General features: G+C 64.7%; 23 protein-coding genes and 1 pseudogene. 6 read left to right on the top strand and 18 right to left on the bottom strand.

Annotated features, from left to right (window positions below; genetic code table 11):
* The first annotated feature begins 59 nt into the window (after positions 1 to 59).
* Both ACGLHT_RS17425 and ACGLHT_RS17420 read left to right on the top strand, forming a co-directional pair.
* The gene (locus tag ACGLHT_RS17425) at positions 60 to 434 is read left to right on the top strand and encodes a low affinity iron permease family protein (protein ID WP_025339097.1); all 375 of its coding nucleotides are present in this window, start codon (positions 60 to 62) and stop codon (positions 432 to 434) included.
* A 22-nt stretch (positions 435 to 456) separates the two neighbouring features.
* Positions 457 to 1,008, top strand: coding sequence for an ATP-dependent Clp protease proteolytic subunit (locus ACGLHT_RS17420; RefSeq protein WP_025339098.1), 552 nt, complete (start codon positions 457 to 459; stop codon positions 1,006 to 1,008).
* Positions 1,009 to 1,174: 166 nt separating this feature from the next.
* Here ACGLHT_RS17420 and ACGLHT_RS17415 read toward each other — a convergent pair whose 3' ends face one another.
* Positions 1,175 to 1,573: an NUDIX hydrolase gene (locus ACGLHT_RS17415; RefSeq protein ID WP_196181506.1), complete on the bottom strand. Its 399-nt coding sequence runs from the start codon at positions 1,571 to 1,573 to the stop codon at positions 1,175 to 1,177.
* 81 nt (positions 1,574 to 1,654) lie between these two features.
* Positions 1,655 to 5,437 carry a CheR family methyltransferase gene (locus ACGLHT_RS17410; protein WP_274121143.1) on the bottom strand — a complete coding sequence of 1,261 codons (3,783 nt, stop codon included), beginning with the start codon at positions 5,435 to 5,437 and terminating at the stop codon, positions 1,655 to 1,657.
* Positions 5,438 to 5,712: 275 nt separating this feature from the next.
* Between ACGLHT_RS17410 and ACGLHT_RS17405 the strand changes: the two genes are divergently transcribed.
* Together ACGLHT_RS17405 and ACGLHT_RS17400 are read left to right on the top strand one after the other, a co-directional pair.
* A complete protein-coding gene (locus ACGLHT_RS17405) occupies positions 5,713 to 5,922 on the top strand; it encodes a general stress protein (protein ID WP_003259459.1) in 210 nt (69 codons plus the stop codon).
* 169 nt (positions 5,923 to 6,091) lie between these two features.
* The gene (locus ACGLHT_RS17400; RefSeq protein ID WP_025339101.1) at positions 6,092 to 6,349 is read left to right on the top strand and encodes a DUF6555 family protein; all 258 of its coding nucleotides are present in this window, start codon (positions 6,092 to 6,094) and stop codon (positions 6,347 to 6,349) included.
* A 199-nt stretch (positions 6,350 to 6,548) separates the two neighbouring features.
* Here ACGLHT_RS17400 and ACGLHT_RS17395 read toward each other — a convergent pair whose 3' ends face one another.
* The 16 genes and pseudogenes from ACGLHT_RS17395 to paaF all read right to left on the bottom strand — a co-directional run bounded on the left by ACGLHT_RS17395 (position 6,549) and on the right by paaF (position 22,485).
* Entirely contained in the window at positions 6,549 to 6,719 is a 171-nt protein-coding gene (locus tag ACGLHT_RS17395; protein WP_155951620.1) for a hypothetical protein, read from the bottom strand.
* 156 nt (positions 6,720 to 6,875) lie between these two features.
* Complete coding sequence (paaZ, locus tag ACGLHT_RS17390) at positions 6,876 to 8,927, bottom strand: phenylacetic acid degradation bifunctional protein PaaZ (RefSeq protein ID WP_025339102.1); 2,052 nt, start codon at positions 8,925 to 8,927, stop codon at positions 6,876 to 6,878.
* 29 nt (positions 8,928 to 8,956) lie between these two features.
* Positions 8,957 to 10,189 carry an OprD family porin gene (locus ACGLHT_RS17385; RefSeq protein ID WP_274121142.1) on the bottom strand — a complete coding sequence of 411 codons (1,233 nt, stop codon included), beginning with the start codon at positions 10,187 to 10,189 and terminating at the stop codon, positions 8,957 to 8,959.
* 40 nt (positions 10,190 to 10,229) lie between these two features.
* A pseudogene (locus ACGLHT_RS17380) lies at positions 10,230 to 11,798 on the bottom strand (cation acetate symporter); the annotation flags it as partial.
* Entirely contained in the window at positions 11,789 to 12,097 is a 309-nt protein-coding gene (locus ACGLHT_RS17375) for a DUF485 domain-containing protein (protein WP_274121141.1), read from the bottom strand. The gene ACGLHT_RS17375 and the pseudogene ACGLHT_RS17380, both read right to left, overlap by 10 nt.
* A 229-nt stretch (positions 12,098 to 12,326) precedes the next feature.
* The gene (paaE, locus tag ACGLHT_RS17370) at positions 12,327 to 13,403 is read right to left on the bottom strand and encodes a 1,2-phenylacetyl-CoA epoxidase subunit PaaE (RefSeq protein ID WP_274121140.1); all 1,077 of its coding nucleotides are present in this window, start codon (positions 13,401 to 13,403) and stop codon (positions 12,327 to 12,329) included.
* A 15-nt stretch (positions 13,404 to 13,418) separates the two neighbouring features.
* Positions 13,419 to 13,952, bottom strand: a complete 534-nt coding sequence (gene paaD, locus ACGLHT_RS17365) for a 1,2-phenylacetyl-CoA epoxidase subunit PaaD (RefSeq protein ID WP_137163928.1) — start codon at positions 13,950 to 13,952, stop codon at positions 13,419 to 13,421.
* Positions 13,939 to 14,697, bottom strand: coding sequence for a 1,2-phenylacetyl-CoA epoxidase subunit PaaC (gene paaC / locus ACGLHT_RS17360; RefSeq protein WP_137163929.1), 759 nt, complete (start codon positions 14,695 to 14,697; stop codon positions 13,939 to 13,941). Before paaC ends, paaD begins: the two co-directional genes overlap by 14 nt.
* 8 nt (positions 14,698 to 14,705) lie before the next feature.
* Positions 14,706 to 14,987, bottom strand: coding sequence for a 1,2-phenylacetyl-CoA epoxidase subunit PaaB (gene paaB, locus ACGLHT_RS17355; protein ID WP_137163930.1), 282 nt, complete (start codon positions 14,985 to 14,987; stop codon positions 14,706 to 14,708).
* Between the two features lie 25 nt (positions 14,988 to 15,012).
* The gene (gene paaA, locus ACGLHT_RS17350; protein WP_025339109.1) at positions 15,013 to 16,002 is read right to left on the bottom strand and encodes a 1,2-phenylacetyl-CoA epoxidase subunit PaaA; all 990 of its coding nucleotides are present in this window, start codon (positions 16,000 to 16,002) and stop codon (positions 15,013 to 15,015) included.
* Positions 16,003 to 16,278: 276 nt separating this feature from the next.
* Positions 16,279 to 17,598, bottom strand: a complete 1,320-nt coding sequence (gene paaK, locus ACGLHT_RS17345; RefSeq protein ID WP_274079782.1) for a phenylacetate--CoA ligase PaaK — start codon at positions 17,596 to 17,598, stop codon at positions 16,279 to 16,281.
* A gap of 121 nt (positions 17,599 to 17,719) precedes the next feature.
* Entirely contained in the window at positions 17,720 to 18,940 is a 1,221-nt protein-coding gene (pcaF, locus tag ACGLHT_RS17340; protein WP_137163933.1) for a 3-oxoadipyl-CoA thiolase, read from the bottom strand.
* The gene (paaI, locus tag ACGLHT_RS17335) at positions 18,933 to 19,373 is read right to left on the bottom strand and encodes a hydroxyphenylacetyl-CoA thioesterase PaaI (protein WP_137163934.1); all 441 of its coding nucleotides are present in this window, start codon (positions 19,371 to 19,373) and stop codon (positions 18,933 to 18,935) included. Before paaI ends, pcaF begins: the two co-directional genes overlap by 8 nt.
* On the bottom strand, positions 19,366 to 20,883 hold the full coding sequence (gene paaH / locus ACGLHT_RS17330; RefSeq protein WP_137163935.1) for a 3-hydroxyacyl-CoA dehydrogenase PaaH: 1,518 nt from the start codon (positions 20,881 to 20,883) through the stop codon (positions 19,366 to 19,368). Before paaH ends, paaI begins: the two co-directional genes overlap by 8 nt.
* A gap of 2 nt (positions 20,884 to 20,885) precedes the next feature.
* Complete coding sequence (paaG, locus tag ACGLHT_RS17325) at positions 20,886 to 21,677, bottom strand: 2-(1,2-epoxy-1,2-dihydrophenyl)acetyl-CoA isomerase PaaG (protein ID WP_013972608.1); 792 nt, start codon at positions 21,675 to 21,677, stop codon at positions 20,886 to 20,888.
* Between the two features lie 34 nt (positions 21,678 to 21,711).
* Entirely contained in the window at positions 21,712 to 22,485 is a 774-nt protein-coding gene (paaF, locus tag ACGLHT_RS17320; RefSeq protein WP_137163936.1) for a 2,3-dehydroadipyl-CoA hydratase PaaF, read from the bottom strand.
* A gap of 355 nt (positions 22,486 to 22,840) precedes the next feature.
* Between paaF and paaY the strand changes: the two genes are divergently transcribed.
* Positions 22,841 to 23,440, top strand: coding sequence for a phenylacetic acid degradation protein PaaY (paaY, locus tag ACGLHT_RS17315; RefSeq protein WP_274079779.1), 600 nt, complete (start codon positions 22,841 to 22,843; stop codon positions 23,438 to 23,440).
* A gap of 77 nt (positions 23,441 to 23,517) precedes the next feature.
* Positions 23,518 to 24,441, top strand: a complete 924-nt coding sequence (gene paaX, locus ACGLHT_RS17310) for a phenylacetic acid degradation operon negative regulatory protein PaaX (protein WP_075045237.1) — start codon at positions 23,518 to 23,520, stop codon at positions 24,439 to 24,441.
* Positions 24,442 to 24,564: the final 123 nt, after the last annotated feature.

Raw genomic sequence — 24,564 nt, 5'->3', positions numbered from 1 at the left:
CGGAACTTTGCGGCCCGCGGCGTTTCCACCGCATACCTGCTACGAGGAAGGGCGCCAGGATGAAATTCGACCGTTTCGCCCAATGGCTGGCCAATTGGGCCGGCCGCCCGCTGACTTTTGGCATCGCCTGCCTGCTGATCCTGATCTGGGCAGTGACCGGGCCGCTGTTCGGCTTTAACGACACCTGGCAACTGGTGATCAACACCTCGACCACCATCATCACCTTCCTCATGGTGTTCCTGATCCAGAACACCCAGAACCGCGACAACGACGAACTGCACATCAAGATCGATGAGCTGTTGCGCACCACCCAACAGGCGCACAAGGCGCTGCTGGATCTGGAAGACATGGACCCGGCCGAGCTGCATGCCCTGCGCAAGCAGTACCGGCAGATGGCCGGGCAGGGTGACGATGCGCAGAAACCCAAGGAATGACCTGCCAACCCTGGAGGCAAGCATGGCCAGACATATCGTCCACTTCACCGGGCCTATCAATTCATCCACCTGCGGCAACCTGATCAACACCTGTTCGCGGGCGTTGCAGCAGGGGGCCGAAGTCCTGCAACTGAACATCGCCACCATGGGCGGCGAGTGCAGCTACGGGTTTACCTTGTACAACTTCCTGCGGGCGTTACCGGTCGAGGTGCATACCCACAACCTCGGCACGGTGGAATCCATGGGCAACATCCTGTTCCTGGCCGGGGATCGGCGCACGGCATGCAGTTACAGCAAGTTCCTGTTTCATCCGTTCCACTGGACCTTGCATGGCTCGGTCGACCACTCCCGCATGGCCGAGTATGCGATGAGCCTGGACTATGACCTGCGGCTGTATGCACAGATCGTCGCCGAGCGGACCGAAGGGGCGGACGAGGTGCTGGATGTACCGCGGTATCTGATGGCCTACCCGCGGATACTCGGGCCCCGGGAGGCATTGGCGAACGGGATGATCCATGCCATAGACGAAATGCCGATCGAGGCCGAGGCGTGTCAGTGGAGCGTGCATGCCTAGCGGATTCCTGTACCGGCCTCTTCGCGGGCATGCCCGCTCCCACAGGTTCAGCACATGCCTCAGAAGCGGTGGAGCACCTGTGGGGGCTTGCCCGCTCCCACAGGCATTCCACCGAACCTGTGGGAGCGGGCAAGCCCGCGAATGGGCCGGCACAGGTGAAGAAGGTCTACCTCACTGAAGCCGCCGTAGCCCGGTCACAGGCCAGCAACGAGCGGATCAGCAGCTTGATCTCGTCCTTGAGCATGGGCACCTGGTCCGGGTGAGCGAACCGGCAATCGGCAATTTCATGCAGCGCCTTGGGGTGCGGGGCGTCGGCGAACTCCGCCTCGAACACATAATGCATGCGCTCTGCCGCTTCATGACGCATCAACAGGGTCAGCGATTCTGCCTGCAACCCGGTTTCCTCAAGCAATTCACGCTCCGCTGCCTGCACCGGCGTCTCGCCGGGCTCTATCTTGCCGCCGGGCAGGGTCCAGGCGGCGTTGGGCTTTCTCACCCACAACCATTTATGGGTTTGTTTGCCATGCCGGCAGATGATGGTGGCGCGATGCTTGACTGGCTTCATTCAGGCTCCTGGGCGAATCCCTCATTCCATGTAGATTCGGCCCCCGGCAGCAATGAACGTTGCGTTTAAAGCGACCAACGGTCAGTAAGGCACCGAGCCGCTCAGTGCCTCGATGACCTCCACCAGCTCGTCATAGCCCACCGGCTTGCTCAGATGCCGGTCGAAGCCCGACTGACGTGACTTGTACTGGTCAGCGCTGGCGCCATAGCCGGTCAGGGCGATGGCCGGGGTATGGCGCAGGTGCGCGTAGCCACGCAGAGCCTTGATCAATGCATGGCCGTCCATCACCGGCATGCCGATATCGGACAGGATGATGTCGTATTCCTCACCCGCAGCGGCGTCCAGGGCCTCACGTGGCTTGCTGAAGGCATTGACAGTGGCGCTCTCCATTTCCAGCAGCTCCTGCATTACCGCCAGCACCTCTACGGAGTCATCCACCAGCAATACGCGAATTCCGTTCAGACGGCCCTCGCTCGGCGGCTCCGAGCCCTGCGTACGCTGCTGGGGCTGCGTTTCGCAAAGGGGCAGGGTGACCGTGAAGGTGCAGCCCAGGCCAAGCCCCGCTGATGTGGCGCGGACGGTACCGCCATGTGCCTCGACCAGTTGCCTTACCAGCGACAGGCCGATGCCCAGGCCTTCGCGGCTGTGGCTGGCCTGTTGCGACGTAGCCTGGCTGAACAGGTCGAAGATATGCTCGAGGCTGTCGTGGCTCAGGCCCACGCCATGGTCGATCACCTGCAGGCGGGCGTGGTCCTCGTCGTGGCTCAGCACCAGGCGTATCTCATTGCCCGCCGGGCTGAACTTCAGCGCGTTGTTGAGCAGGTTCCAGATGATCTGCTCCAGGCGGGTAACGTCACCTTCGATCATCACCGGCAGGGTGTCGGCGGGCAGCTCCAGGCGAACCGGGCAGGGGTGTTGCTCGCTCACCACCACATCATGGATGCCCTGCAGGAGGGCGAGCAGATCCACAGGTTGGGTCTTGAGCTTAAGCTTGCCGGTCCGAATGCGCGCCACATCCAGCAGGTCGTCGATGATCCGCGCCTGGCTGGTTACCGCATCGCAAATGGTACCAACGGCCTTGCTCGCTGCACTGATGTTGCGCAGCGACGGCAGGCGGCGCAGGATTTCGGCATTGAGCTGGATCAGGTTGAGCGGGTGCTTGAGCTCATGGGACATGACGGCGAAGAACTCGTCCTTCATGTGGTTGTTGCTCTGCGTCTCGGCCAACTGCTTGCTCAGGCGCTCTTCGCCCAGGCGCACGCGCTCTTCGGCGGCATGGCTGCTGCTGATGTCGATGAAGGTCAGCACCGTGCCGTCGATTTTCTGCTCGCTGGAGCGGTAGGGCAGCAGGCGCGCCAGGTACCAGTGATCGCCCTGGCCGCCGATTTCACGCTCGATGATGGCCTCGCCCTGAGCCACGGCGCGGGCATCGTCGGCCAGCGCCGGGTAATCCAGGCGGTGGGTGATGTCGAGCAGGGAACGGCCGGTATCGACCGGCAGCATATTGAACAGGTCGGTGGCGCGCGGCGTGAACCAGCGGATATGCAGGTTGCGGTCGACGAACACCGTGGCGATCTCGGTGCAGGCGATCAGGTTGCTGAGGTAGTCGTTGACCTTGTCGGTTTCCTCGACCTTGTTCTTCAGCTCGTAGTTGACCGTGAGCAGTTCCTCGTTGATTGACTGCAGCTCTTCCTTGCTGGTTTCCAGTTCTTCGCTGGCCGAACGCAACTCCTCGTTGATGGCCTGCATCTCTTCGTTGGAGGCCGTCAGTTCCTCGCTGGAGACCTCTGACTGCTCGATGGTTTCCTGCAGTTGCAGGCGAGTGCGCTGCAGTTCGCGTTCGAGGTTGTGCAGCACCATGCTGTCGGTCTGGCGGATGACGCCGGGTAACGGCAGGGACGGGTCGGGCGCGCGTTCCTCGAATACCACCAGCAGGCAATCGCTGGCGCTGAGGTCGTCCTTGTACGGCTGCACGGTGATCTCCACCTGCAGTTTGCCCATGGTTTCCGCCAGGTCGACAGGGCGCGAGGTCACCGCCTCGGTCCCCTGACGCGCCTGGAACAAGGTGCTGCGCAGGGCCAGGCGCAGGGGCGGCAGTACCAGGTTGAGCAGGCTGCGGCTCGGTTCGCCACCGGCCACTTGCAGAAAACGCCCCACGCCTTCGCTCATGTGCAGGATATTGCCGTCGATATCGACGATCAGGCTGGGCGGCATGCGGCGCGCCAGGGCGCGGTAGTGCAGGTCGGCGAAGGATGGCTTGCGCCCCGGCTTGGCCTTGGCCAGTGCACCCTGGGGCAGGCTGGCGGCCGAAGTGCCGGGCAGCTGACGGCCGGAACGGCGGCCGGTATTGCTGGCATCGAGCGCGCGGAAAATGCGATTGCGCTTGTCCACTGGGGCGAACAGTTCACTGGCCATGTCGGCCGACTCGGACGACCCGAGGAACAGGTAGCCACCCGGGCGCAGGGCGAAGTGGAACATCTGCAGGATGTCACGCTGCACCTCGCGGTCCAAGTAGATCAGCAGGTTGCGGCAGACAATCAGGTCGATCTGCGAGAACGGTGGGTCCGACAGCAGGTTATGCCGGGCGAACAGCACCTTCTCGCGCACCTCTTTGCGCACCCGGTAATGCTGGTCTTCCTTGAGGAAGAACTGGCGCAGCCGGCTGGGCGGCACGTCGGTAACGATCGCTTCGGGGTAGGAGCCACTGCGGGCGATGCCGATGGCGCGTTCGTCCAGGTCGGTAGCGAACACCTGTACCTTGTGCGAGCGCTGCTCCAGTGCCAGCTGCTCGCAAACCAGCATGGCCAGGCTGTACGCCTCTTCGCCGGTGGAGCAGCCGGCCGACCACACGCGTATCTCGTCGGCGCCCTCGGCCGGGTCGCGTTCGCAGGTCAGCTGCGGCAGCACATGGCGCTCCAGGGCTTCGAAGGCTTCGCGGTCGCGGAAGAAATTGGTCACGCCAATCAGCATGTCGGCCAGCAACGCCCGGGATTCCGCGGGGTGCTGTTCCAGGTAATGCAGGTAGGCCGCCAGGTCTGCCTGGCCGGTCACATGCAGGCGGCGCTCGATGCGCCGCAGCACCGTGGCGCGCTTGTAGTGCTGGAAGTCGTGGCCGGTATTGCTGCGCAACTGCAGCAGGATCTCCTCGAGCATCGGCTCGCTGGCCTGGGCATCGCCGGCACGGGTGCCCAAGGCCGGTGGCAGGGTGTCGTCCTCAATTTCCGGGAGCCTTACCTGACGGGCGTTGCGCCACAGCTCCAGCAGCTTCTGCGGCATTTCTGCCGCCGGCAGCACCAGGTCGACCATGCCGGTCTCGATGGCGGCGCGGGGCATGCTGTCGTACTGGGCGTCGTCCGGGTTTTGCGCCAAGGTCACGCCGCCTTGCTCCTTGATCCGTGAAAGGCCCACGGCGCCGTCGGCACCGGTACCGGACAACACCACGCAGAAGGCGTGGTCCTTGTGCACGTCAGCCAGGTCACGGAAGAACAGGTCGATGGCCACGTGGTCGCCACGGCGCCGGTTGGCCGGGGTCACGCGGAGGTAGCCATCGTTGGTGGACAGGCGATTGGCCGGTGAAATCACGTAGATGTGGTTGCGCTCGATGGGCACCGGCTCGGTCACCTGGCGCACCGGCATTTGCGTGGTCTCCTGGATGATGCGGTCGGCGACGCTCTGGTGGTCGGGGGACAGGTGCAGGACCACGACGAAGGCCATGCCGCAATCGCTGGGCATTTGCCGGAACAGCGTACAGATCGCTTCCAGGCCGCCTGCCGATGCACCGATGCCCACCACCGGGAAATCCAGGTGGCTGGGGCTGAGCGCCGGGTTCTGGGGCGAGGCAGGTTGCTTGGGGGACGACTTCATGGACGGAGCCTTGTGCAGACCGGAACGTTCCGCCCTTAGCAGCATCATCGGGCGTGTGTGTGGCGGGATTATAGGCCGTCGCCATGTTATTGAGACCTCTGCTTGCGAAGGAAAGTGCGACCCGCTTGCTTCCGCCACGCAAACCTTTTGCCGACCTATGTTTGGTGCCACTGGTCAGTTGCCGGCAAAACCATTGAGCAGACTGTGTGATCGGCGGCTCGGAAGCAAGGCATGGCAAACATCCATGCGACCCATTCATCGCAAGGAGAAACCACATGGCGCAGGATCAAGAGCGCACCAGCCAGCGCGGCGGCACCAAGGAAACCAACCCAGGCAATTTCGCCAACGACCGGGAACGGGCCTCCCGCGCGGGGCACAAAGGCGGGCAGGCTTCTGGCGGCAACTTCGCCAACGACCGCCAACGGGCATCGGAGGCCGGTCGCAAGGGCGGCCAGAACAGCCACGGCGGGGGCCGCCAGCAGTAAGTTGAAGGGTTGCTGGACACCCGGTATCCGCAGGTACCGGGTGCCGGCCAGGTACTGCGTAACGAGGCTGCAATAGCCTCTGGTACCTGTTGTTCGACAATTTTTTGAATCTTCTGGCCGTGGCCCGATCAATCAGGGTGTCATCCATGGAGAAGAGGAGGCCCCTGCGATGCCAAGCCCACAGCTGTACATCATCGATTACCAACTGCATGGCCAGCCGCGCAGTTTCATCATCCGTCTGGAGACGCTGGACAATGCCGAGGCCTGGCATTGGGCAAGTTGCGATGCGGGCATCGGCATCATTCCCAAGTTCGGCCGGGAGAAGATCAGGAAAGTCAGCAGGCCGATGGCCGAGCGCTATGGCATTACCGCGGTGAGCTGGCGGGTATCCGGCGGCAAGCCGAACCAGTCTGCGGCGACAATGTGATTCCCGATTGCCAGACCTTGCGCAATCCTTGTATGAACAACTGTCTTGCTCAAAGCACCGCGTCGCCTGCTTCGCGGGCATGCCCGCTCCCACAGGGACACCACCAGCTAAAGGAGTGCGCCATACCTGTGGGAGCGGGCGCGCCCGCGAACACCGGCGCAGCCGGTGCCATGCACAGCGTTAGGTACGCGCAGGCCGTCTAGGCACCGGACTCGGGGTCGCTGGCCGGTACGCCCGGGCGGTTTTCTTCGTCATCTGTCACATTGGGGTCGGCATCCGGGTCATCTGCCCGGTCATTGCGCCGGTCCGGCTCGAGCTCTGGCCAGTCATCCTGTGCGCTGCCGCCACCCATGCCAAGCATGTCTTTCATCTCGCAACCCTCGCTCTCGATGAAAAAAAGGCCCGCGATCAGGCGGGCCCAATACAGGAGTGAGAGGCGAAGCCATTGACCACCCCTCATTGAATGAGAGCGGCAACAGCCAGGGGAGGTCGGTTGGATATCCACCGCCCCTGACCAACGGCACTGTCAGGGCTGTTTCAGCACCAGGGTGAGAATGTCGTAGCTGGCGACCAGCTCGCCCAGCTGGTTAGTCACCTCCACATCCCACGCCACCACGCCCTGGGGCTGGCCCAGCGGGCTGGTCTTGCCCTGGTCGATCTTGCGCTTGCAGGTCAGGCGCGCCTGGATGGTGTCGCCGATGCCCACCGGGTTGATGAAGCGCAGGGTATCCAGGCCGTAGTTGGCCAGTACCGGGCCTGCACCCGGGGAGACGAACAGCCCGGCCGCTGCCGACAACACGAAATAGCCGTGGGCGATGCGCTTGCCGAACTGCGATTGCTTGGCGGCGATCTCGTCGAAGTGCATGTAGAAATGGTCACCCGACAGGCAGCCGAAGTTGACCAGGTCGGCTTCGGTCACGGTGCGCCGGTGGGTGAGCAGCGACTCGCCGATGCGCAACTGCTCGAAATAGCGGCGGAACGGGTGCACTTCGGTTTCGATCACTTCGCCACCGCGCACGTATTCGCCGGTTACCGCCGTGAGCATGCTCGGCGAGCCCTGTACTGCGGCACGTTGCAGGTAGTGCTTGACGGCACGCAGGCCACCCAGCTCTTCACCACCACCAGCGCGGCCCGGGCCGCCGTGCTTGAGCTGCGGCAATGGCGAGCCATGGCCGGTGGATTCCTTGGCTGCCTCGCTGTCGAGTACCAGCAGGCGGCCATGCCAGGCGGCAGCCACCGGGATGGCCTTGGCTGCCACGCTGCGGTCGGCGGTGACCAGGGTCGCCACCAGGCTGCCTTTGCCCCGCGCGGCCAGCGCCAGGGCTTCATCGAGGTCGTCATAGGCCATCAGCGTGCTGACCGGGCCGAACGCTTCGATATCGTGGGCACCGCCTTCGGCATGCGGGTCACGGGCCTGCAGCAGGGTCGGGGCAAAGAACGCGCCCTCGGCCACACCCTCGCCACGCGGTGCAAAGCCATCGCTGGCGCCGAACAGCTGGTCGCAGCTCTGCAACAGGCTGCGCACCCGCTCGGCCACATCGTGCTGCTGGTCGTGGGAGGCCAGGGCGCCCATGCGCACACCCTCCAGCGACGGGTCACCGACCACTACCTTGGCCAGCCGCTCGCGCAGGCGCGTGGCAACGGCGTCGATGTGCCGGGCCGGTACGATGGCGCGGCGGATGGCGGTGCATTTCTGGCCGGCCTTGGTGGTCATTTCGCGGACCACCTCCTTGATGTACAGGTCGAACTCTTCGCTGTCCGGGGTCACATCCGGGCCGAGGATGGCGCAGTTCAGCGAATCGGCTTCGGCGGTGAACGGCACCGAGTTGCGTACCAGGTTCGGCGTGACGCGCAATTTGGCGGCGGTGTCGGCGGAACCGGTGAAGGTCACCACGTCCTGGCCTTGCAGGCGGTCGAGCAGGTCGCCGGTGCTGCCGATCACCAGTTGCAGGCTGCCTTCGGGCAACAGGCCGGATGCATTCATCAGGCGCACCACGGCCTCGGTCAGGTAGCTGGTCGAGGTCGCCGGCTTGACGATGCATGGCATGCCGGCCAGGAAGGTCGGGGCGAACTTCTCCAGCATGCCCCAGATGGGGAAGTTGAAGGCGTTGATGTGCACCGCCACGCCGGCGCGCGGCACCAGGATGTGGCTGCCGGCGAAATGGCCTTGCTTGCCAAGCGGGATGGCCGGGCCTTCGTGCACCAGGTTGCCCGACGGCAGCTCACGGCTGCCGATGCCCGCATAGGAGAACAGCGTGGCGTTGCCGCCTTCGATGTCGATCCAGCTGTCGGCACGGGTGGCACCGCTGTGGTGGGACAGGGCGTAGAGCTGCTCCTTGCGCTCGGCCAGGTACAGGGCCAGTGCCTTAAGGCGGGCAGCGCGTTGCTGGAAGTCCATCGCCATCAGCGCGGCCAGGCCACGGGCGCGGGCAAAGTCCACGGCTTCGGCGAAATCCGGGCGTTCTTCGTGGCTGTAGGCCAAAACGTGGCCGTCCAGGGCGCTACGCAGGGCCTGGGCGCCGTGCTGGCCAAGCCAGCGGCCGGCGATGAAGCTTTGCAGGGTAGGGGCGGCAGACATGCTGTTCTCCAATGTAGAGGGGGGCGCTGTTACCACAGCGCCACGGTGTAGCCGATGATCAGGCGGTTTTCGTCCACGGCGTTGGTCAGGCCATTGCCGGAACGGAAGGTGACGTTGCGCCAGCGCAGGCTGACGTCCTTGAACGGGCCGCTCTGGATGACATAGGTGATGTCGGTGTCGCGCTCACGCTCACGGCCATTGCTGACAGTGGCGGTTTCGGCGTGGCGGCCATCGGTGTAGCGGGTCATGAAGCTCAGGCCGGGGATACCCATGGCGACGAAGTCGTAGTCGTAGCGCACCTGCCACGAGTCCAGCCCGGCGCGGGTGAAGGTGTTGTAGGTGACCAGGTTGACGGTGAACGGGTCGCCGCCGTTCACGAACGGGAAGGCACTGTCGCCGGACATCTGCTGCCAGGCGGCGGTGAACTTGTGAGCCCGTACGCCGAGGGTGAACATGGCGTTGAAGTTGCGGTTGTCGATGTTGCCGGCGCGTTCGGCACCGTCGTTGCGGCTATCGAAGTAGCGCAGGTCGGTGCGCAGGCTCAGGCCTTCGCCCAGCGGGCGGGTATCGATCAGGCCGACGAACTGCTGGCGGTAGATGTCCTCGACCTTGGCGTAGTAGTAGCTGACGCTGGTTTGCGGGGTGATGGCGTAGCTGCCGCCGCCGAAGTCCAGGTGGTCGCTGCTGGCGGCGCCGTAGCCGATGTCGTCGCGGCCCGAGGAATCACGCAGGTTGGCCTTGGTCAGGCGGCCGGCGTTAAAGGTCAGGCCGGCCAGGTCCTGGCTGGTGAGCAGGCCACCCTGGAAGGTGGAAGCCAGCAGGCGAGTGTCGTTGTACACCACCACCGGCAGGATCGGTTGCAAGGTCCCCAGGCGCAGGGTGCTCTTGGCCACCCGCACCTTGCCGGTCAGGCCCAGTTCGCTGTAGTCATCGACCGGTTCATGGCTGTTCGGGCCGAAAGGCAGCAGGCCGGTATTGCGGCGGTCGCGGCTGGAGTCGAGCTTGATGCCCAGTTGGCCCAGGGCGTCGACACCAAAGCCGACCGGGCCTTCGGTGAAGCCCGACTCCAGCTTGGCGGTAAAGCCCTGGCCCCATTCCTCGGCCTTGGCCTGCGGTGCGTTGCTCTGGCGGAAGTCGCGGTTCAGGTAGTGGTTGCGCAGCTCCAGCCGGGCGTGGCTGTCGCCGATGAAGTCTGCCATCGCCGGCATCGGCAGGGCGAGGGTCGCCAGCCAGGCGGCCGAAATGAAGTGCGTGCGGTTCATTGTTGTTGTTTTACCCGACATGGTTGTTCTTCCCTGAGAGTCAATGCTTGCTGGCGCCGGCAGCGCCGATTCCGGTCATGGAACGGATGAACTGGGCCAGGTAGCGGCCACGTTCCTGGCTGGCCCGTTCGGAGCTGTCAGTGACCGAGAACACCCAGGCGCCGAGGAAGGCCAGGCTCATGGAGAACAGCGCCGGGTTGCTGTAGGGGAACAGCGCCTTTTCGTGATGCAGCACGTTGACCCACACCGCCGGGCCCAGCACCACCAGCAGCACCGCCGAAACCAGGCCGGCCATGCTGCCGCACACCGCGCCGCGGGTGGTCAGGCCTTTCCAGAACATCGAAAGCAGCAGCACCGGGAAGTTGACCGAGGCGGCCACCGCCAGCACCAGGCCGGAGAGGAAGGCGATGTTCTGCGATTCGAACATCAGGCCAAGGATTACCGCCAGCAGGCCGATCAGCAGGGTGGCGATACGCGACACGCGCATTTCCTCCTGCTCGCTGGCCTTGCCCTGGCGCACCACGCAGGCATACAGGTCGTGGGAAACGGCCGATGCACCGGACAGCGCCAGGCCGGCGACCACCGCCAGGATGGTGGCGAAGGCCACGGCGGAGATGAAGCCGAGGAACAGATTGCCACCCACGGCCTGGGCCAGGTGCACGGCGACCATGTTGCCGCCGCCGATGATCGCGCCGGTGGCGTCACGGTAGGACGGCTCGGTGCCGACCATGACGATCGCACCAAAGCCGATGACGATCAGCAGCAGGTAGAAGTAACCGATGAACCCCGTGGCATAGAACACGCTCTTGCGCGCTTCCTTGGCATCGCTGACGGTGAAGAAGCGCATCAGGATATGCGGCAGGCCGGCGGTACCGAACATCATGCCCAGGCCCAGGGAAATGGCGTCCACCGGGTTGGACAGCAGGCCGCCCGGGGCCATGATCGCCTGGCCCTTGGCATGCACGGCCACGGCGCTGGCAAACATCGCCTCGGTGCTGAAGCCGAAATGCTTGAGCACCATGAAGGCCATGAAGCTGGTGCCCGACAGCAGCATCACTGCCTTGATGATCTGCACCCAGGTGGTGGCGAGCATGCCGCCGAAGGTGACGTAGGCGACCATCAGCACGCCGACCAGCATCACCGCGTACAGGTAGCTGATGCCGAACAGCAGTTCGATCAGCTTGCCGGCACCGACCATCTGCGCCACCAGGTACATCAGCGCCACCACCAGGGTGCCGAAGGCCGAGGTCAGGCGCACCGGGGTTTGTGCCAGGCGGTAGCTGACCACGTCGGCGAAGGTGTACTTGCCCAGGTTGCGCAGGCGTTCGGCGATCAGGAACAGGATGATCGGCCAGCCGGCCAGTACGCCCAGGGCATACAGCAGGCCGTCGTAGCCGTTCATGAACATCATTGCCGAAATGCCCAGGAACGACGCGGCGCTGATCATGTCGCCGGCGATCGCCAGGCCGTTCTGCATGCCGGTCAGGCCCCCGCCGGCGGTGTAGAAATCGCTGGCCGAGCGGGTGCGCATGGCAGCCCAGCGGGTGACCAGCAGGGTGAAGCAGACGAACACCATGAACATCGAGATGGCGGTCCAGTTCATTGTACGCACTCCTGCTTGACCTTGTCGTTGAGCGGGTCGAGCACGTTGTTGGCGCGGTGCACGTAGATGCCGGTCAAGGCGAAGGACAGCAGCACCATCAGCACGCCCACCAGCATGCCAACGGTGGTGACGCCACCACTGAGGGACTGGCCGAGGGTGCTGGGGGAGAACGCCACCAGCAGGACGAAGCCGTAGTAGATCACCAGCATGGACAGGGTCAGGCTGCCGTTGAGGCGGCGTTTGCGCTGCACCAGGTGCTGGAAGTCGGGGTGGTTGGCGATGCTTTCGATGCGTTCGGGGGTCATGGGTTGCGATCTCTGGGTGTTGTAATTGTTTTGTTGAGGTCACGCGGGTGTTGCATTGCAATGCTGTTGGTGCGGCCTTTGTAGGAGCGGCCTTGTGTCGCGAAAGGGCTGCGCAGCAGCCCCGGCAATCCATGATCAGGGCCAGGATCCTGGGGCCGCGTTGCGGCCCTTTCGCGACACAAGGCCGCTCCTACAGAGACCGCGTCAGCAGCCCGAGAGGGGCTTGGGCCTACAGCTGGTCGAAGTCGAGCACTACCTTGTCGCTCACCGGGTAGGTCTGGCACGACAGCACGTACCCGGCCGCCACTTCGTAGTCCTCCAGGGCATGGTTGCTGTCCATCTCCACTTCGCCCTCGATTACCCGGCACTTGCAGGTCGAGCACACGCCGGCCTTGCACGAGTACGGCAGCTCGGCGCCGATGGCATTGCCGGCGTCCAGTACGTTCTGGGTGTTGCGTGGCAGGTCGAAGGTGAGGGCGCGGCCGTCGCTGATCACGGTGATGTGGCTGAGCGCCGAGTCCACCTGGCGCGCCGCCTCGCGGGCTTCACGACGAGCTTCGCTGCCGGCTGCAGCGAACAGCTCGAAATGGATACGGTCCTTGGCCAGGCCATTGGCCCGCAGGCTGTCGCGCACCGTCTCGGTCATCGCCTGCGGGCCGCAGATGAATGCGGCATCCAGGCTGGCAACGTCCATCCAGCGCGAGAACAGCTGGCCGCACTTGTCGGCATCGATGCGGCCGTTGTACAGGTCGACATCCTGCTGCTCGCGGCTGAACACGAAAATCAGGTTCAGGCGATCGAGATAACGGTTCTTCAGGTCTTCCAGCTTGTCGCGGAACAGTGCGCCAGAGCTGGAGCGGTTGCCGTACAGCAGGGTGAAGCGGCTGTGTGGCTCGCTGGCCAGGGTAGTGGCGATGATCGACAGGATCGGGGTGATGCCGCTGCCGGCAGCCACGCCCAGGTAGTTGCCCTGGCGGGCCGGCTCCAGTGGCACGAAGAAGCTGCCCGACGGCGGCATCACTTCCAGTTGCTGGCCGGCCTTGAGCACGTCATTGGCAAATGCCGAGAAGCGCCCGCCAGGCACGCGCTTTACCGCCACACGCAGTTCGCCGTCCTGCACGGCACTGCAGATGGAGTAGGAACGGCGGACTTCTTCGTCGTCCAGCTGGGTACGCATGACCAGGTACTGGCCCTGGGTGAAACGGAACTGCGCCTGCAGGTGCTCGGGCACGTCGAAGGCGATCGACACCGCATCGCGGGTCTCGTTGCGCACTTGCTTGATGGTCAGGCTGTGAAACTGGCTCATGGCGTTCTCCACGGCTCAAATGCATTTGAAATAGTCGAACGGCTCCAGGCACTCGCGGCAGCGGTAAAGCGCCTTGCAAGCCGTGGAACCGAACTGGCTGAGCAATTCGGTATGGGCGCTGCCGCACTGCGGGCAGCACACCTGCGGCGCTTCGCCGAGCAGGCTGCGTTTGCTGGCGCTGCCCTGTGGCGGGGCGATGCCGTAGGCGCGCAGGCGCTCGCGGCCCAGTTCGCTGATCCAGTCGGTGCTCCAGGCCGGGGTCAGCCGGCGCTCCAGAGCCGGGGCGGGGAAGCCGGCCTGTTCCAGCGCCTGGCGGATATCCCCTTCGATCACCTCGGTGGCCGGGCAGCCGGAGTAGGTCGGCGTGACGACCAGGTGCAGGTGCCCGGCGCGCCAGCCGAGGTCGCGCACGATGCCCAGGTCGACCACGCTGACCACGGGCACTTCCGGGTCCATGACCTGGGCCAGTACCGCCCAGGCCCGGGCCAGGTCGTCGCCGCGTGGCGCGCGGGCGCCACGGTCGCCGGCAATCAGCTCACCAGGTTGCATCGGGGTACGCCCTTGGCAGGAACTGCATCTCGGCCAGCAGCAGGCCGAGGTGCTCGGTGTGCAGGCCTTTGCGACCGTCCAGGTAGAAGTGGCTGGCGGCCTTGGGCAGCGGCAGCTCGACCGAAGCGAAGGTCTCGCCAACCTGCTTGAGCCAGGCCGCGCCGACGGCAGCGGGGTCGGCGGCGATACCCGCCTGTGCCAGGTGCACTTCATTGTCGCTACCGGCAGCCAGCTCGACGGTGAAGCGCCACAGTGCCGGGATGGCCGCGAGCATGCGTTGGCGGCTTTCTTCGGTGCCACCGCCCAGGCGTTGCACCCACTCGCTGGAGCGGCGCAGGTGGTAGGTGACTTCCTTCAGGGCCTTGGCGGCGATACCGGCGACACGCTCGTCGTTCGAGCCGACCAGGCCCTGAAGCACGGCGAAATGCCAGGCGTCATAGAAGAACTGTTTGGTCATGGTCACGGCGAAATCGCCGTTGGGCTGCTCGACCAGCAACAGGTTGCGATAGGCCCGCTCGTCACGGCGGAAGGCCAGGGCGTCGGCGTCACGGCCATCATTGAGCAGCTCGGCGGCGTACTCCAGCCAGTTGCGCGCCTGGCCTACCAGGTCGAGACCGACGTTCATCAGGGCCAGTTCTTCTTCGATGGCCGGGGCGCGGCCACACCATTCGCAGAGGCGCTGGCCCTGCACCAGGGCACTGTCGCCGAGCAGCAGCAGGTAGGGGACAAGGGTTTCGTTGTGCATGGCCAACCTCACATGTGTCCGACTTCGTCGGGCAGTTCGTAGAAGCTGGCATGGCGGTAGACCTTGTCGTCCGCCGGGGCGAACAGCGGGTCTTTCTCGTCCGGGGAAGAGGCGGTGATCAGTGCCGAGGGCACCACCCACAGGCTCACGCCTTCGCTGCGGCGGGTGTATAGCTCGCGGGCGTTTTCGATGGCCATGGTGGCATCGGCGGCGTGCACGCTGCCGACATGCTTGTGGTTAAGGCCGTGCTTGCTGCGCACGAACACTTCGTAGAGGGTCCAGACAGACATTTTCGATCTCCGCATCAATCGCCGCTCAGGCGGCGTTCTTGTTCTGTTGCTTGCGCGCGTAGGCCACGGCGGCCTCGCGTACCCAGGCACCGTCCTCGATGGCCTTGCGCCGGGTGGCGACACGTTCCTGGTTGCACGGGCCATTGCCCTTGATCACTTCGTAGAACTCGTCCCACTGGATTTCGCCGAAGTCGTAGTGGCCGCGCTCGGCGTTCCACTTCAGCTCGGGGTCGGGGGCGGTGCAGCCGAGCAGTTCGAGCTGCGGCACGGTCTGGTCGATGAAGCGCTGGCGCAGTTCATCGTTGGTCTGGCGCTTGATCTTCCAGGCCATGGACTGGGCGCTGTTGGGGGAGTGCTCGTCGCTGGGGCCGAACATCATCAGTGCCGGCCACCACAGGCGGTCGATCGCGTCCTGGACCATGTCGCGCTGGGCCTGGGTGCCGTGGCGCATCATGGTCAGGAGGATTTCGTAGCCCTGGCGCTGGTGGAAGCTCTCTTCCTTGCAGATGCGGATCATCGCGCGCGAATACGGGCCGTAGGAGGTGCGCTGCAGCACCACCTGGTTGACGATGGCGGCGCCGTCCACCAGCCAGCCCACTGCGCCCATGTCGGCCCAGCTGAGGGTGGGGTAGTTGAAGATGCTCGAGTACTTGGCCTTGCCACTGTGCAGCTTGGCGATTTCTTCGTCACGGTCGGCGCCCAGGGTTTCCATGGCGCTGTACAGGTACAGGCCGTGGCCGGCTTCGTCCTGGATCTTGGCCATCAGCTGCAGCTTGCGCTTGAGGCTGGGGGCACGGGTGACCCAGTTGCCTTCGGGCAGCATGCCGACGATTTCCGAGTGGGCGTGCTGGGAGATCTGCCGGATCAGGGTCTGGCGATAGGCCTCGGGCATCCAGTTCTTGGCTTCGATCTTGATTTCGGCGTCGATCTTTTCCTGGAAGTTGCGCTCCTCGGGCGACATCTCTTCCAGCGACTTGACGCGCTTGACTCCGGTTTCCACTAGCTGTGCGTACATGTGTTCCGACTCCTGCTAAGGCATGAGTCATTTGTAAGCGATACAAAACATAACGTCAAACAGTTTTATGTGTATCGAATGAGATTTGTGTATCGCTTTGCTAGCCAAGGGGGCTGCTGTGCAGCCCTTTCGCGACACAAGGCCGCTCCTACAGAAGATTGCGTTCCCCTGTAGGAGCGGCCTTGCGTCGCGAAAGGGGCGCAAAGCGCCCCCAGCAATCTCCCAGGCAAAAAAAAGCCCCGGACGATGCCGGGGCCGAAAAGGCAGCCGAATGAATCAGCTGGCCAACCGTTTGTCGAACACGTGGCAGGCCTTGCCCTCGGAACGCTTGAGCGTGCCGCAGGGCTGCAGGCGCACCTGGGTGCTGATGCCGATGTAGGTCTTGATCTGCTTGGTCAGCTCCCCGGTCAACAGCTTGCGCTGGCCTTCATCGAGGTGCTGGCATTCCCCACGCAGTTCCACATGCACCTCGACGCTGTCCAGGTTGCCATTGCGATACAGATGAATCTCATAAAGCTCGGAAAGCTGTTTTATTTTTAGCACCTGCTCCTCGATCTGGGTCGGGAACACGTTGACCCCGCGAATGATCAGCATGTCATCGCTGCGGCCGGTGATCTTGCCGATCCGCCGCATCGGCCTGGCGGTACCGGGCAGCAGGCGAGTGAGGTCGCGGGTGCGGTAGCGCACCATGGGCAACGCTTCCTTGCTCAGCGAGGTGAACACCAGTTCGCCCAGTTGGCCGTCCGGTAGCACCGCACCGGTGACCGGGTCGATGATCTCGGGGTAGAAATGGTCCTCCCAGATGGTCGGGCCATCCTTGGTTTCAATGCACTCCATCGCCACCCCAGGCCCCATGATTTCCGACAGGCCATAAATGTCGAGGGCATCGATGCCCAGCCTTTGCTCGATCGAGCGGCGCAGCTCATCGGTCCACGGCTCGGCGCCGAATATGCCCAGGCGCAGCTTGAGGTCTTGCGGGGCGATGCCCTGGCGCTCGATCTCGTCGGCCAGGTTGAGCATGTAGGAGGGGGTGACCATGATGATGTCGGGCTGGAAGTCGCGAATCAGCTGCACCTGCTTTTCGGTCTGGCCACCGGACATGGGGATCACCGTGCAGCCCAGGCGCTCGGCACCGTAATGCGCGCCAAGCCCGCCGGTGAACAGGCCGTAGCCGTAGGAGACATGCACCTTGTCCCCCTTGCGCCCACCCGCGGCACGGATCGAGCGGGCGACCACGTTGGCCCAGGTGTCGATGTCGTTCTGGGTGTAGCCCACCACCGTCGGCTTGCCGGTGGTGCCACTGGAGGCGTGCAGGCGCACCACCTCTTGCTGGGGCACGGCGAACATGCCGTAGGGGTAGTTGTCGCGCAGGTCGTTCTTGCCGGTGAAGGGGAACTTCGCCAGGTCTTCCAGGCACTTGAGGTCGTCGGGGTGGGCGCCGCACTCGGCAAAGCGCTGGCGGTACAGCGGCACGTTGTCGTAGGCGTGCTTCAGGCTCCAGCGCAGGCGCTCCAGCTGGTGCTGGCGCAGGGCGTCGACACTGGCGGTTTCCATCGGGTCCAACAGGGCACGATCGGCATCATGGTACATGTTCATGGCTTCACTCGAATTGTTCTTGTACGCCGCGCGGTACCGGTTGCAGGCCGCGCGGTGAGTGTCATGGAAGCAGCATATACGGCTGCGTTCGGTTCGGTAACAAGCCGATGGTCTGAGCCGCTCAGAGGCGTTCGATGACCATCGCGATGCCTTGGCCAACGCCGATGCACATGGTGCACAGGGCGTAGCGTCCGGCGGTTTCTTCCAGCTCGTGCAACGCGGTGGTGACCAGGCGTGCACCGCTCATGCCCAACGGGTGGCCGAGGGCGATGGCACCGCCGTTGCGGTTGACCCGCTCGTCGTCGTCAGCCAGGCCGAGCTCGCGCAGTACCGCGAGGCCCTGGGCGGCAAAGGCCTCGTTGAGCTCGATGACGTCCATGTCGGCCAGCGACAGCCCGACAAGCTCTAGCACCTTGCGGGTCGCCGGCACCGGGCCGATGCCCATCAGCCGTGGTTCGACCCCGGCCACCGCCATGCCGACGATTCGGCCGCGAGCCTTCAGGCCATGACGGCGGGCGGCGGTGCTGCTGGCGAGCAGCAGGGCGCAGGCACCATCGTTGACCCCGGAAGCATTGCCAGCGGTGACGCTACCGCCCTCACGGAACGGGGTACCCAGCCTGGCCAGTTGCTCCGGGGTGGTGTCGCCGCGGGGATGTTCGTCGTGCTCGACCACTTTGGCCGGGCCTTTGCGCTGCGGGATCTCGACCGGCACGATTTCCCGTGCCAGGCGCCCGCGTGCCTGGGCGGCGGCGGCCTTGTGCTGGCTGCGCAGGGCAAAGGCGTCCTGGTCGGCGCGGGAAATAGCAAATTGCTGCGCAACGTTCTCGGCCGTTTCCGGCATCGAATCGGTGCCGAAGGCTGCCTTCATCAGCGGGTTGACGAAACGCCAGCCGATGGTGGTGTCGAACAGTTCGGCCGCACGGCCGAACGCCTGCTCCGACTTGCCCATGACGAACGGTGCGCGTGACATCGACTCCACGCCGCCGGCCAGCATCAGCCCGGCTTCGCCGCAGCGCAGGGCGCGGGCTGCATTGCCGATGGCGTCCAGGCCGGAGCCACACAGGCGGTTGATGGTGGTGCCCGGCACTTCGATCGGCAGCCCGGCCAGCAAGCTGGCCATGTGCGCGACGTTGCGGTTGTCCTCGCCAGCCTGGTTGGCACAGCCGAGGATGACGTCGTCAATGGCTTTCCAGTCCAGTTCGGGGTGGCGCTGGATCAGGGCCTTGAGCGGGATGGCGGCCAGGTCATCGGCGCGCACGCCGCTCAAGGCGCCGGCATAACGGCCGATGGGGGTGCGCACGGCGTCGATGATCAAGGCATCGGCCAGGGTGTGTTCAGTCATCTTGTGTCTCCTGCGCCAGCACGGTGCCGCGCACTTTGTAGGATTTGCCATGGAACATCGCCACCAGCTCACCGCGCTGGTTCTCGATGCGGACGTGGTACAGGCCGGTGCGGCCCTTGCGGCTGACCTCGCTGGCGCGGGCGGTAAGCACGTCATCACGCAGCGCCGGGGCCAGGTAGTCGATGCTGCAGCCCAGGGCGACGGTGGCCTGGTCGTGACTGTTGCAGGCGAAGGCAAACGCCGAGTCGGCCAGGGCGAACAGGAAGCCGCCATGGCAGGTGCCATGCCCCTGGATCATGTCGGCGCGTACCGGCATGCGCAGGCGTGCCTGGCCCGGGCCGGCCTCCAGCAGGCGGATGCCCAGGCCCTGGGTGGCCTGGTCGCGGGCGTACATGGCCTCGGCACAGGCTTGTGCCAGTTCGACTTCAGTCATGCAGGGTGCCTCCTTTGGCTTCGCAGCGGCGTAACAGCAGGGAAGGGCGGTAACGGCTCTCGCCGTAGCTGCGCTGCAGGTTGTCGAGCACGCGCAGGGTGTGGGGGATGCCGATGTTCGCGGCCCAGGCCAGCGGGCCGCAGGGGTAGTTGACGCCGGCGCGCATGGCCAGGTCGATGTCGGCGGCGCTGCCGACACCTTGCAACACGGCATCGGCGGCCTCGTTGGCGAGCATCGCCACGGTGCGCAGCACCACCAGGCCGGGCAGGTCGGCGACCGCCGTTACCTTCAGGCCGGCACGCCGCAGCAAGGCCACCGCCTGGTCACGAGCGTTGTCGCTGGTGTCGGCCGACCAGCTGATGGCGAGGCGGGTGGCGGTGGTGTAGTCCAGGGCCAGGTCGAGCAGCACCAGGTTGCGCAGGCCGTCTTCCCGGGCGCGCTGGCTGGCCAGGCGGCCATCGGACAGCGCCAAGGTGGCATCGCCCACCTGGATCAGGCCGCTGCCGGCGCGCTGGGTCACGGCGACGCCGCTTTGGCGCAGGCGTTCGATTAGCGGCTGCATCACCCCCAGGTCGCCTTCGACGACGCAGGCATCGACGATGGCGGGGCTGTGCAATTCGGCTGGCTGCGGGCGTTCGGCGCCTTCGGCATAGCTATAGAAGCCTTGGCCGGTCTTGCGCCCGAGGCGGCCTGCGTCCACCAGTTCTTTTTGCACCAGCGAAGGCTGGAAGCGGAAGTCGCCGTAGAACGCATCGAAGACCGAACAGGTAACGGCGTAATTGACATCGTGGCCGATCAGGTCGGTGAGTTCGAACGCGCCCATGCGGAAACCGCCGGCATCACGCAGTAGCGCATCGAGGCTGGCGCAATCGGCTGCGCCTTCCTGCAGCAGGCGCAAGCTTTCGGCGTAGAACGGCCGCGCCACACGGTTGACGATGAAGCCCGGCGTGGAGCGCGTGTGCACCGGCTGCTTGCCCCAGGCCTGGGCGGTGGCATGAATGCACGCGGCAACGGCCGGGGCGGTGGCCAGGCCCGAGACCACTTCAACCAGGGCCATCAGTGGCGCCGGGTTGAAGAAGTGCATGCCAACCACCTGGTGCGGGCGTTGCAGCCCGGCGGCGAGGCTGGTGATAGACAGCGACGAGGTGTTGCTGGCGAGGATGCAGTCGTTGGCGCACAAGGCTTCCAGCTGGCTGAACAGCGCCTGCTTGACCTGGAGGTTCTCGACGATGGCCTCGATCACCAGGCGGGCATCGGCCAAGGATTCGAGGTCGTCTACCGGGCACAGCCGGGCGCTGATGGCTTCCCGCTCGGCAGCCTGCAACTTGCCTTTTTCCACCAGGCGGGCAAGTTGCCGGTCTATGCCGGCCACCGCCTGGGCTGCAGCGCCCGGGCGGTTGTCGTAGAGCTTTACCGGGTGGCCGGCCTGGGCCGCAACCTGGGCGATGCCTGCGCCCATGGCGCCCGCACCGATCACCGCCACCTGGGCATTGCTTGCGAGTGCGCTCATGATCAACGCCCCTTGAATGCCGGCGTGCGCTTGTTCATGAAGGCACTCACGCCTTCGCGATAGTCCTCGCTGCGCCCGGCCAGGCGCTGCAGGTCGCGCTCCAGCTCCAGCTGTTCATCGAAACCGTTGTCGAAACTGGCGTTCAGGCTGCGCTTGATCAGGGCCAGGCCGTAAGTGGGCTGGGTGGCGAGCTGGCGGGCGAGGGTGAGGGCTTCGTCGCGCAGCGCGGCATCGTCCACCACGCGGTGGATCAGCCCCCATTGCTGGGCCTGTTCGGCGCCCAGGCGCTCGCCCAGCATGGCCAGGGCCTTGGCCCGCGCCATGCCGACCAGGCGCGGCAGCAGCCAGGTGCCGCCGGAGTCGGGTACCAGGCCGATCTTGCAGAAGGCCTGGATGAAGCTGGCCGAGCGGGCGGCCAGTACCAGGTCGCAGGCCAGCGGGATGTTGGCACCGGCGCCGGCAGCCACGCCGTTCACCGCGCAGACCACCGGCAGCGGCAGGTCGCGCAGGGTGCGCACCAGCGGGTTGTAGAACTTGTCGATCGATTCGCCCAGGTCCGGCATCTCGGCGCCCGGGGCGACGTTGCGGTCGGACAGGTCCTGGCCGGCGCAGAATCCACGGCCTTCGGCAGTCAGCAACAACACCCGTGCTTCGCTGCTCTGGCGTACTTGCTTGAGTGCCTCGCGCACTTCCAGGTGCATGGCGGTATTGAAGCTGTTCAGCTGCTCGGGGCGATTCAACGAGAGGAGGGCGACGCCGTCCTCGATGGAAAACAGGATGTGCTGGAAAGTCATGACAGACTCGCTCCGTCAGTCGAGGGAAAGATGATCAGCGGCCCTGGAAGCGGGCCTGGCGTTTTTCCTGGAAGGCATGGATGCCTTCGTCGCGGTCGGCGGTGCCGGCCAGCAAGGTGAAGGCATGGCGTTCGAAGCGCAGGCCGCTGGCCAGGTCGGTATCGCCGGCCTTGAGCAGCGCTTCCTTGGCCAGGCGCACCGCCAGCGGGGCCTTGGCGGCGATGCTGCGGGCGATGTGCAGGGCGCGTTCCACGGTGAGTTCCGGCTGGGTGATTTCGCTGACCAGCCCGGCCTGCAAGGCATGACGGGCGGTGATGGCTTCGCCGGTCAGCACCATTTGCATGGCCAGCGGCTTGCCTACTGCCCGCAGCAGGCGCTGGGTGCCACCGGCGCCGGGGATGATGCCGAGGTTGATTTCCGGCTGGCCGAAACGGGCGTCGCTGCCGGCGATGACGATGTCGGCACACATCACCAGTTCGCAGCCGCCACCCAGGGCGTAGCCGTTGACGGCGGCGATCAGTGGCTTGGCGAAGGCGGCGATGCTTTGCCAGTGGGCCACCCGCGGGTCGTTGAGGATGCCGACCAGGTCGCGCTCGGCCATCTCGCGGATATCGGCGCCTGCGGCGAATGCCTTGCGGCTGCCGGTGAGCACCACCGCGCGGATCTGTTCGTCTTGCCCGGCCGCTTCCAGCGCAGCGGCCAGCTCTGCCAGTAGCTCGGTGCACAGGGCGTTGAGCGCCTCGGGCCGTTGCAGGGTAATGAGCTGGACGCCGTGTTCGGGCGCCTGCACATCGAGATATCGCGGCATGTCGGGTTCCTCTGGCTGCACGCACGGCACATCGTGGGGCCGGCATTTCTTGGAATTGTTTGCAGGGGCGTGATCCGGGGATCACGTCCAGGTGGAACCAGTATATGCATTACGCGATACAATTATGCAACATCCAAAATTGTTTCATGTATCTCTTTTTGCGTGAATGACAACTGCATCAGCAAAGGGTTTCATGATGTTGAATCGCTTCATCACCTCGCATTCAATGCATAATGCTGAATTTATGGGAGCGCGATGACCCCAGCAAAAGCGATACACGACCATGCTGATTGACGCATCACAATATTGTGATACAAGATCAGGGCGCATTTGAAATCATTTCAGGAGCTTTGCCATGCCTTGCTATCGACTGGACGGCCTGACGCCCGTGGTTCATCCGACAGCCTACGTGCACCCCAGCGCCGTGCTGATTGGTGATGTCATCGTCGGCCCTCGTTGCTACGTCGGCCCGCTGGCATCACTAAGAGGAGATTTCGGCCGAATCGTGCTGGAGGAGGGCGCCAACCTGCAGGACACCTGCGTGATGCATGGCTTCCCGGGTGGCGATACGGTGGTCGAACGCAACGGGCATGTTGGGCATGGCGCCGTGCTGCACGGCTGTCGCGTGGGCGAAGACGCCTTGATCGGCATGAACGCGGTGGTAATGGATGGTGCCTATGTGGCACCACGCTGTATCGTCGCGGCCACGGCATTCGTCAAGGCGGGCTTCGAATGTGCGGCACAAAGCCTGGTAATGGGCTCGCCAGCCCAGGTCAAGCGCCCACTGACCGAACAGGAACTGGCCTGGAAGCATCGTGGCACGGCGGAGTACCAGCACCTGGCGCAACGCTGCATGAACAGCATGGTCGAATGCCCGCCACTGACCGAGGTCGAACCCGAGCGCCCACGCATGGAAGACACCGGCGTCAGGCCCAAAGGCCAGGCATCGGCATGAGCCTGGCAGCGTCACGCAATGGTCAGGCGGCCCGCCGCGCAGGTATAGTCGGTGCTTTAACCGCGCACAGTTCGCCCATGAGCAATCTCGCCCCACTGAACAACCTGATCACCCGCTTCCAGGAACAGACGCCGATCCGCGCCAGTTCCCTGATCATCACTTTGTACGGCGACGCCATCGAGCCCCACGGCGGAACCGTCTGGCTGGGTAGCCTGATCAACCTGCTGGAGCCGATCGGCATCAACGAGCGCCTGATCCGCACATCGATCTTCCGCCTTACCAAGGAAGGCTGGCTCACCGCCGAAAAGGTTGGCCGCCGCAGTTACTACAGCCTGACAGGGACTGGCCGCCGGCGGTTCGAGAAGGCCTTCAAGCGGGTCTACAGCCCCAGCCAACCAGCCTGGGACGGTGCCTGGACACTGGTTTTGCTCTCGCAACTGGAGGCCGGCAAGCGCAAGGCTTTGCGTGAAGAGTTGGAGTGGCAGGGCTTCGGGGCCATGGCGCCGAACCTGCTGGGCTGCCCACGGGCAGACCGCGCCGACCTGGCCGCCACCTTGCGTGACCTGGAGGCGAGCGACGACAGCATCGTCTTCGAAACCCACACCCAGGAAGTGCTGGCATCCAAGGCCATGCGCGCCCAGGTGCGGGAAAGCTGGCGTATCGACGAACTGGGGCAGCAATACAGCGAGTTCATCCAGCTGTTCAGGCCGCTATGGCAAGGTTTGAAAGAGCAGCAACAGCTCGATGCGCAGGATTGCTTCCTGGCACGTACGCTGCTGATTCACGAATACCGCCGGCTGCTGCTGCGCGACCCGCAGCTGCCGGACGAGCTGCTGCCTGGGGATTGGGAGGGACGGGCCGCGCGACAGTTGTGCCGTAACCTCTATCGGCTGGTGTTTGCCAAGGCGGAAGAATGGCTGAATGCAGCACTGGAGACGGCTGATGGGCCGTTGCCGGATGTGAATGAAGGCTTTTACAGGCGTTTTGGCGGGCTTGTTTGAGGATTGGGTGCAGAGGCGGGTTTTATATAACTACGCTAAATGTCATCAGATAGGATCACATACTGTACTAAGATGATCATGGGCCAGTAACCATGGGGGCTACAGCCGCGAGGGATGGCTAGT

Source organism: Pseudomonas sp. PsB (assembly GCF_043658375.1).
Lineage (GTDB): Bacteria > Pseudomonadota > Gammaproteobacteria > Pseudomonadales > Pseudomonadaceae > Aquipseudomonas > Aquipseudomonas putida_Z.
The sequence above is the reverse complement of the archived record's forward strand: the minus strand, read 5'-3'. Positions and strand labels throughout refer to the sequence as shown.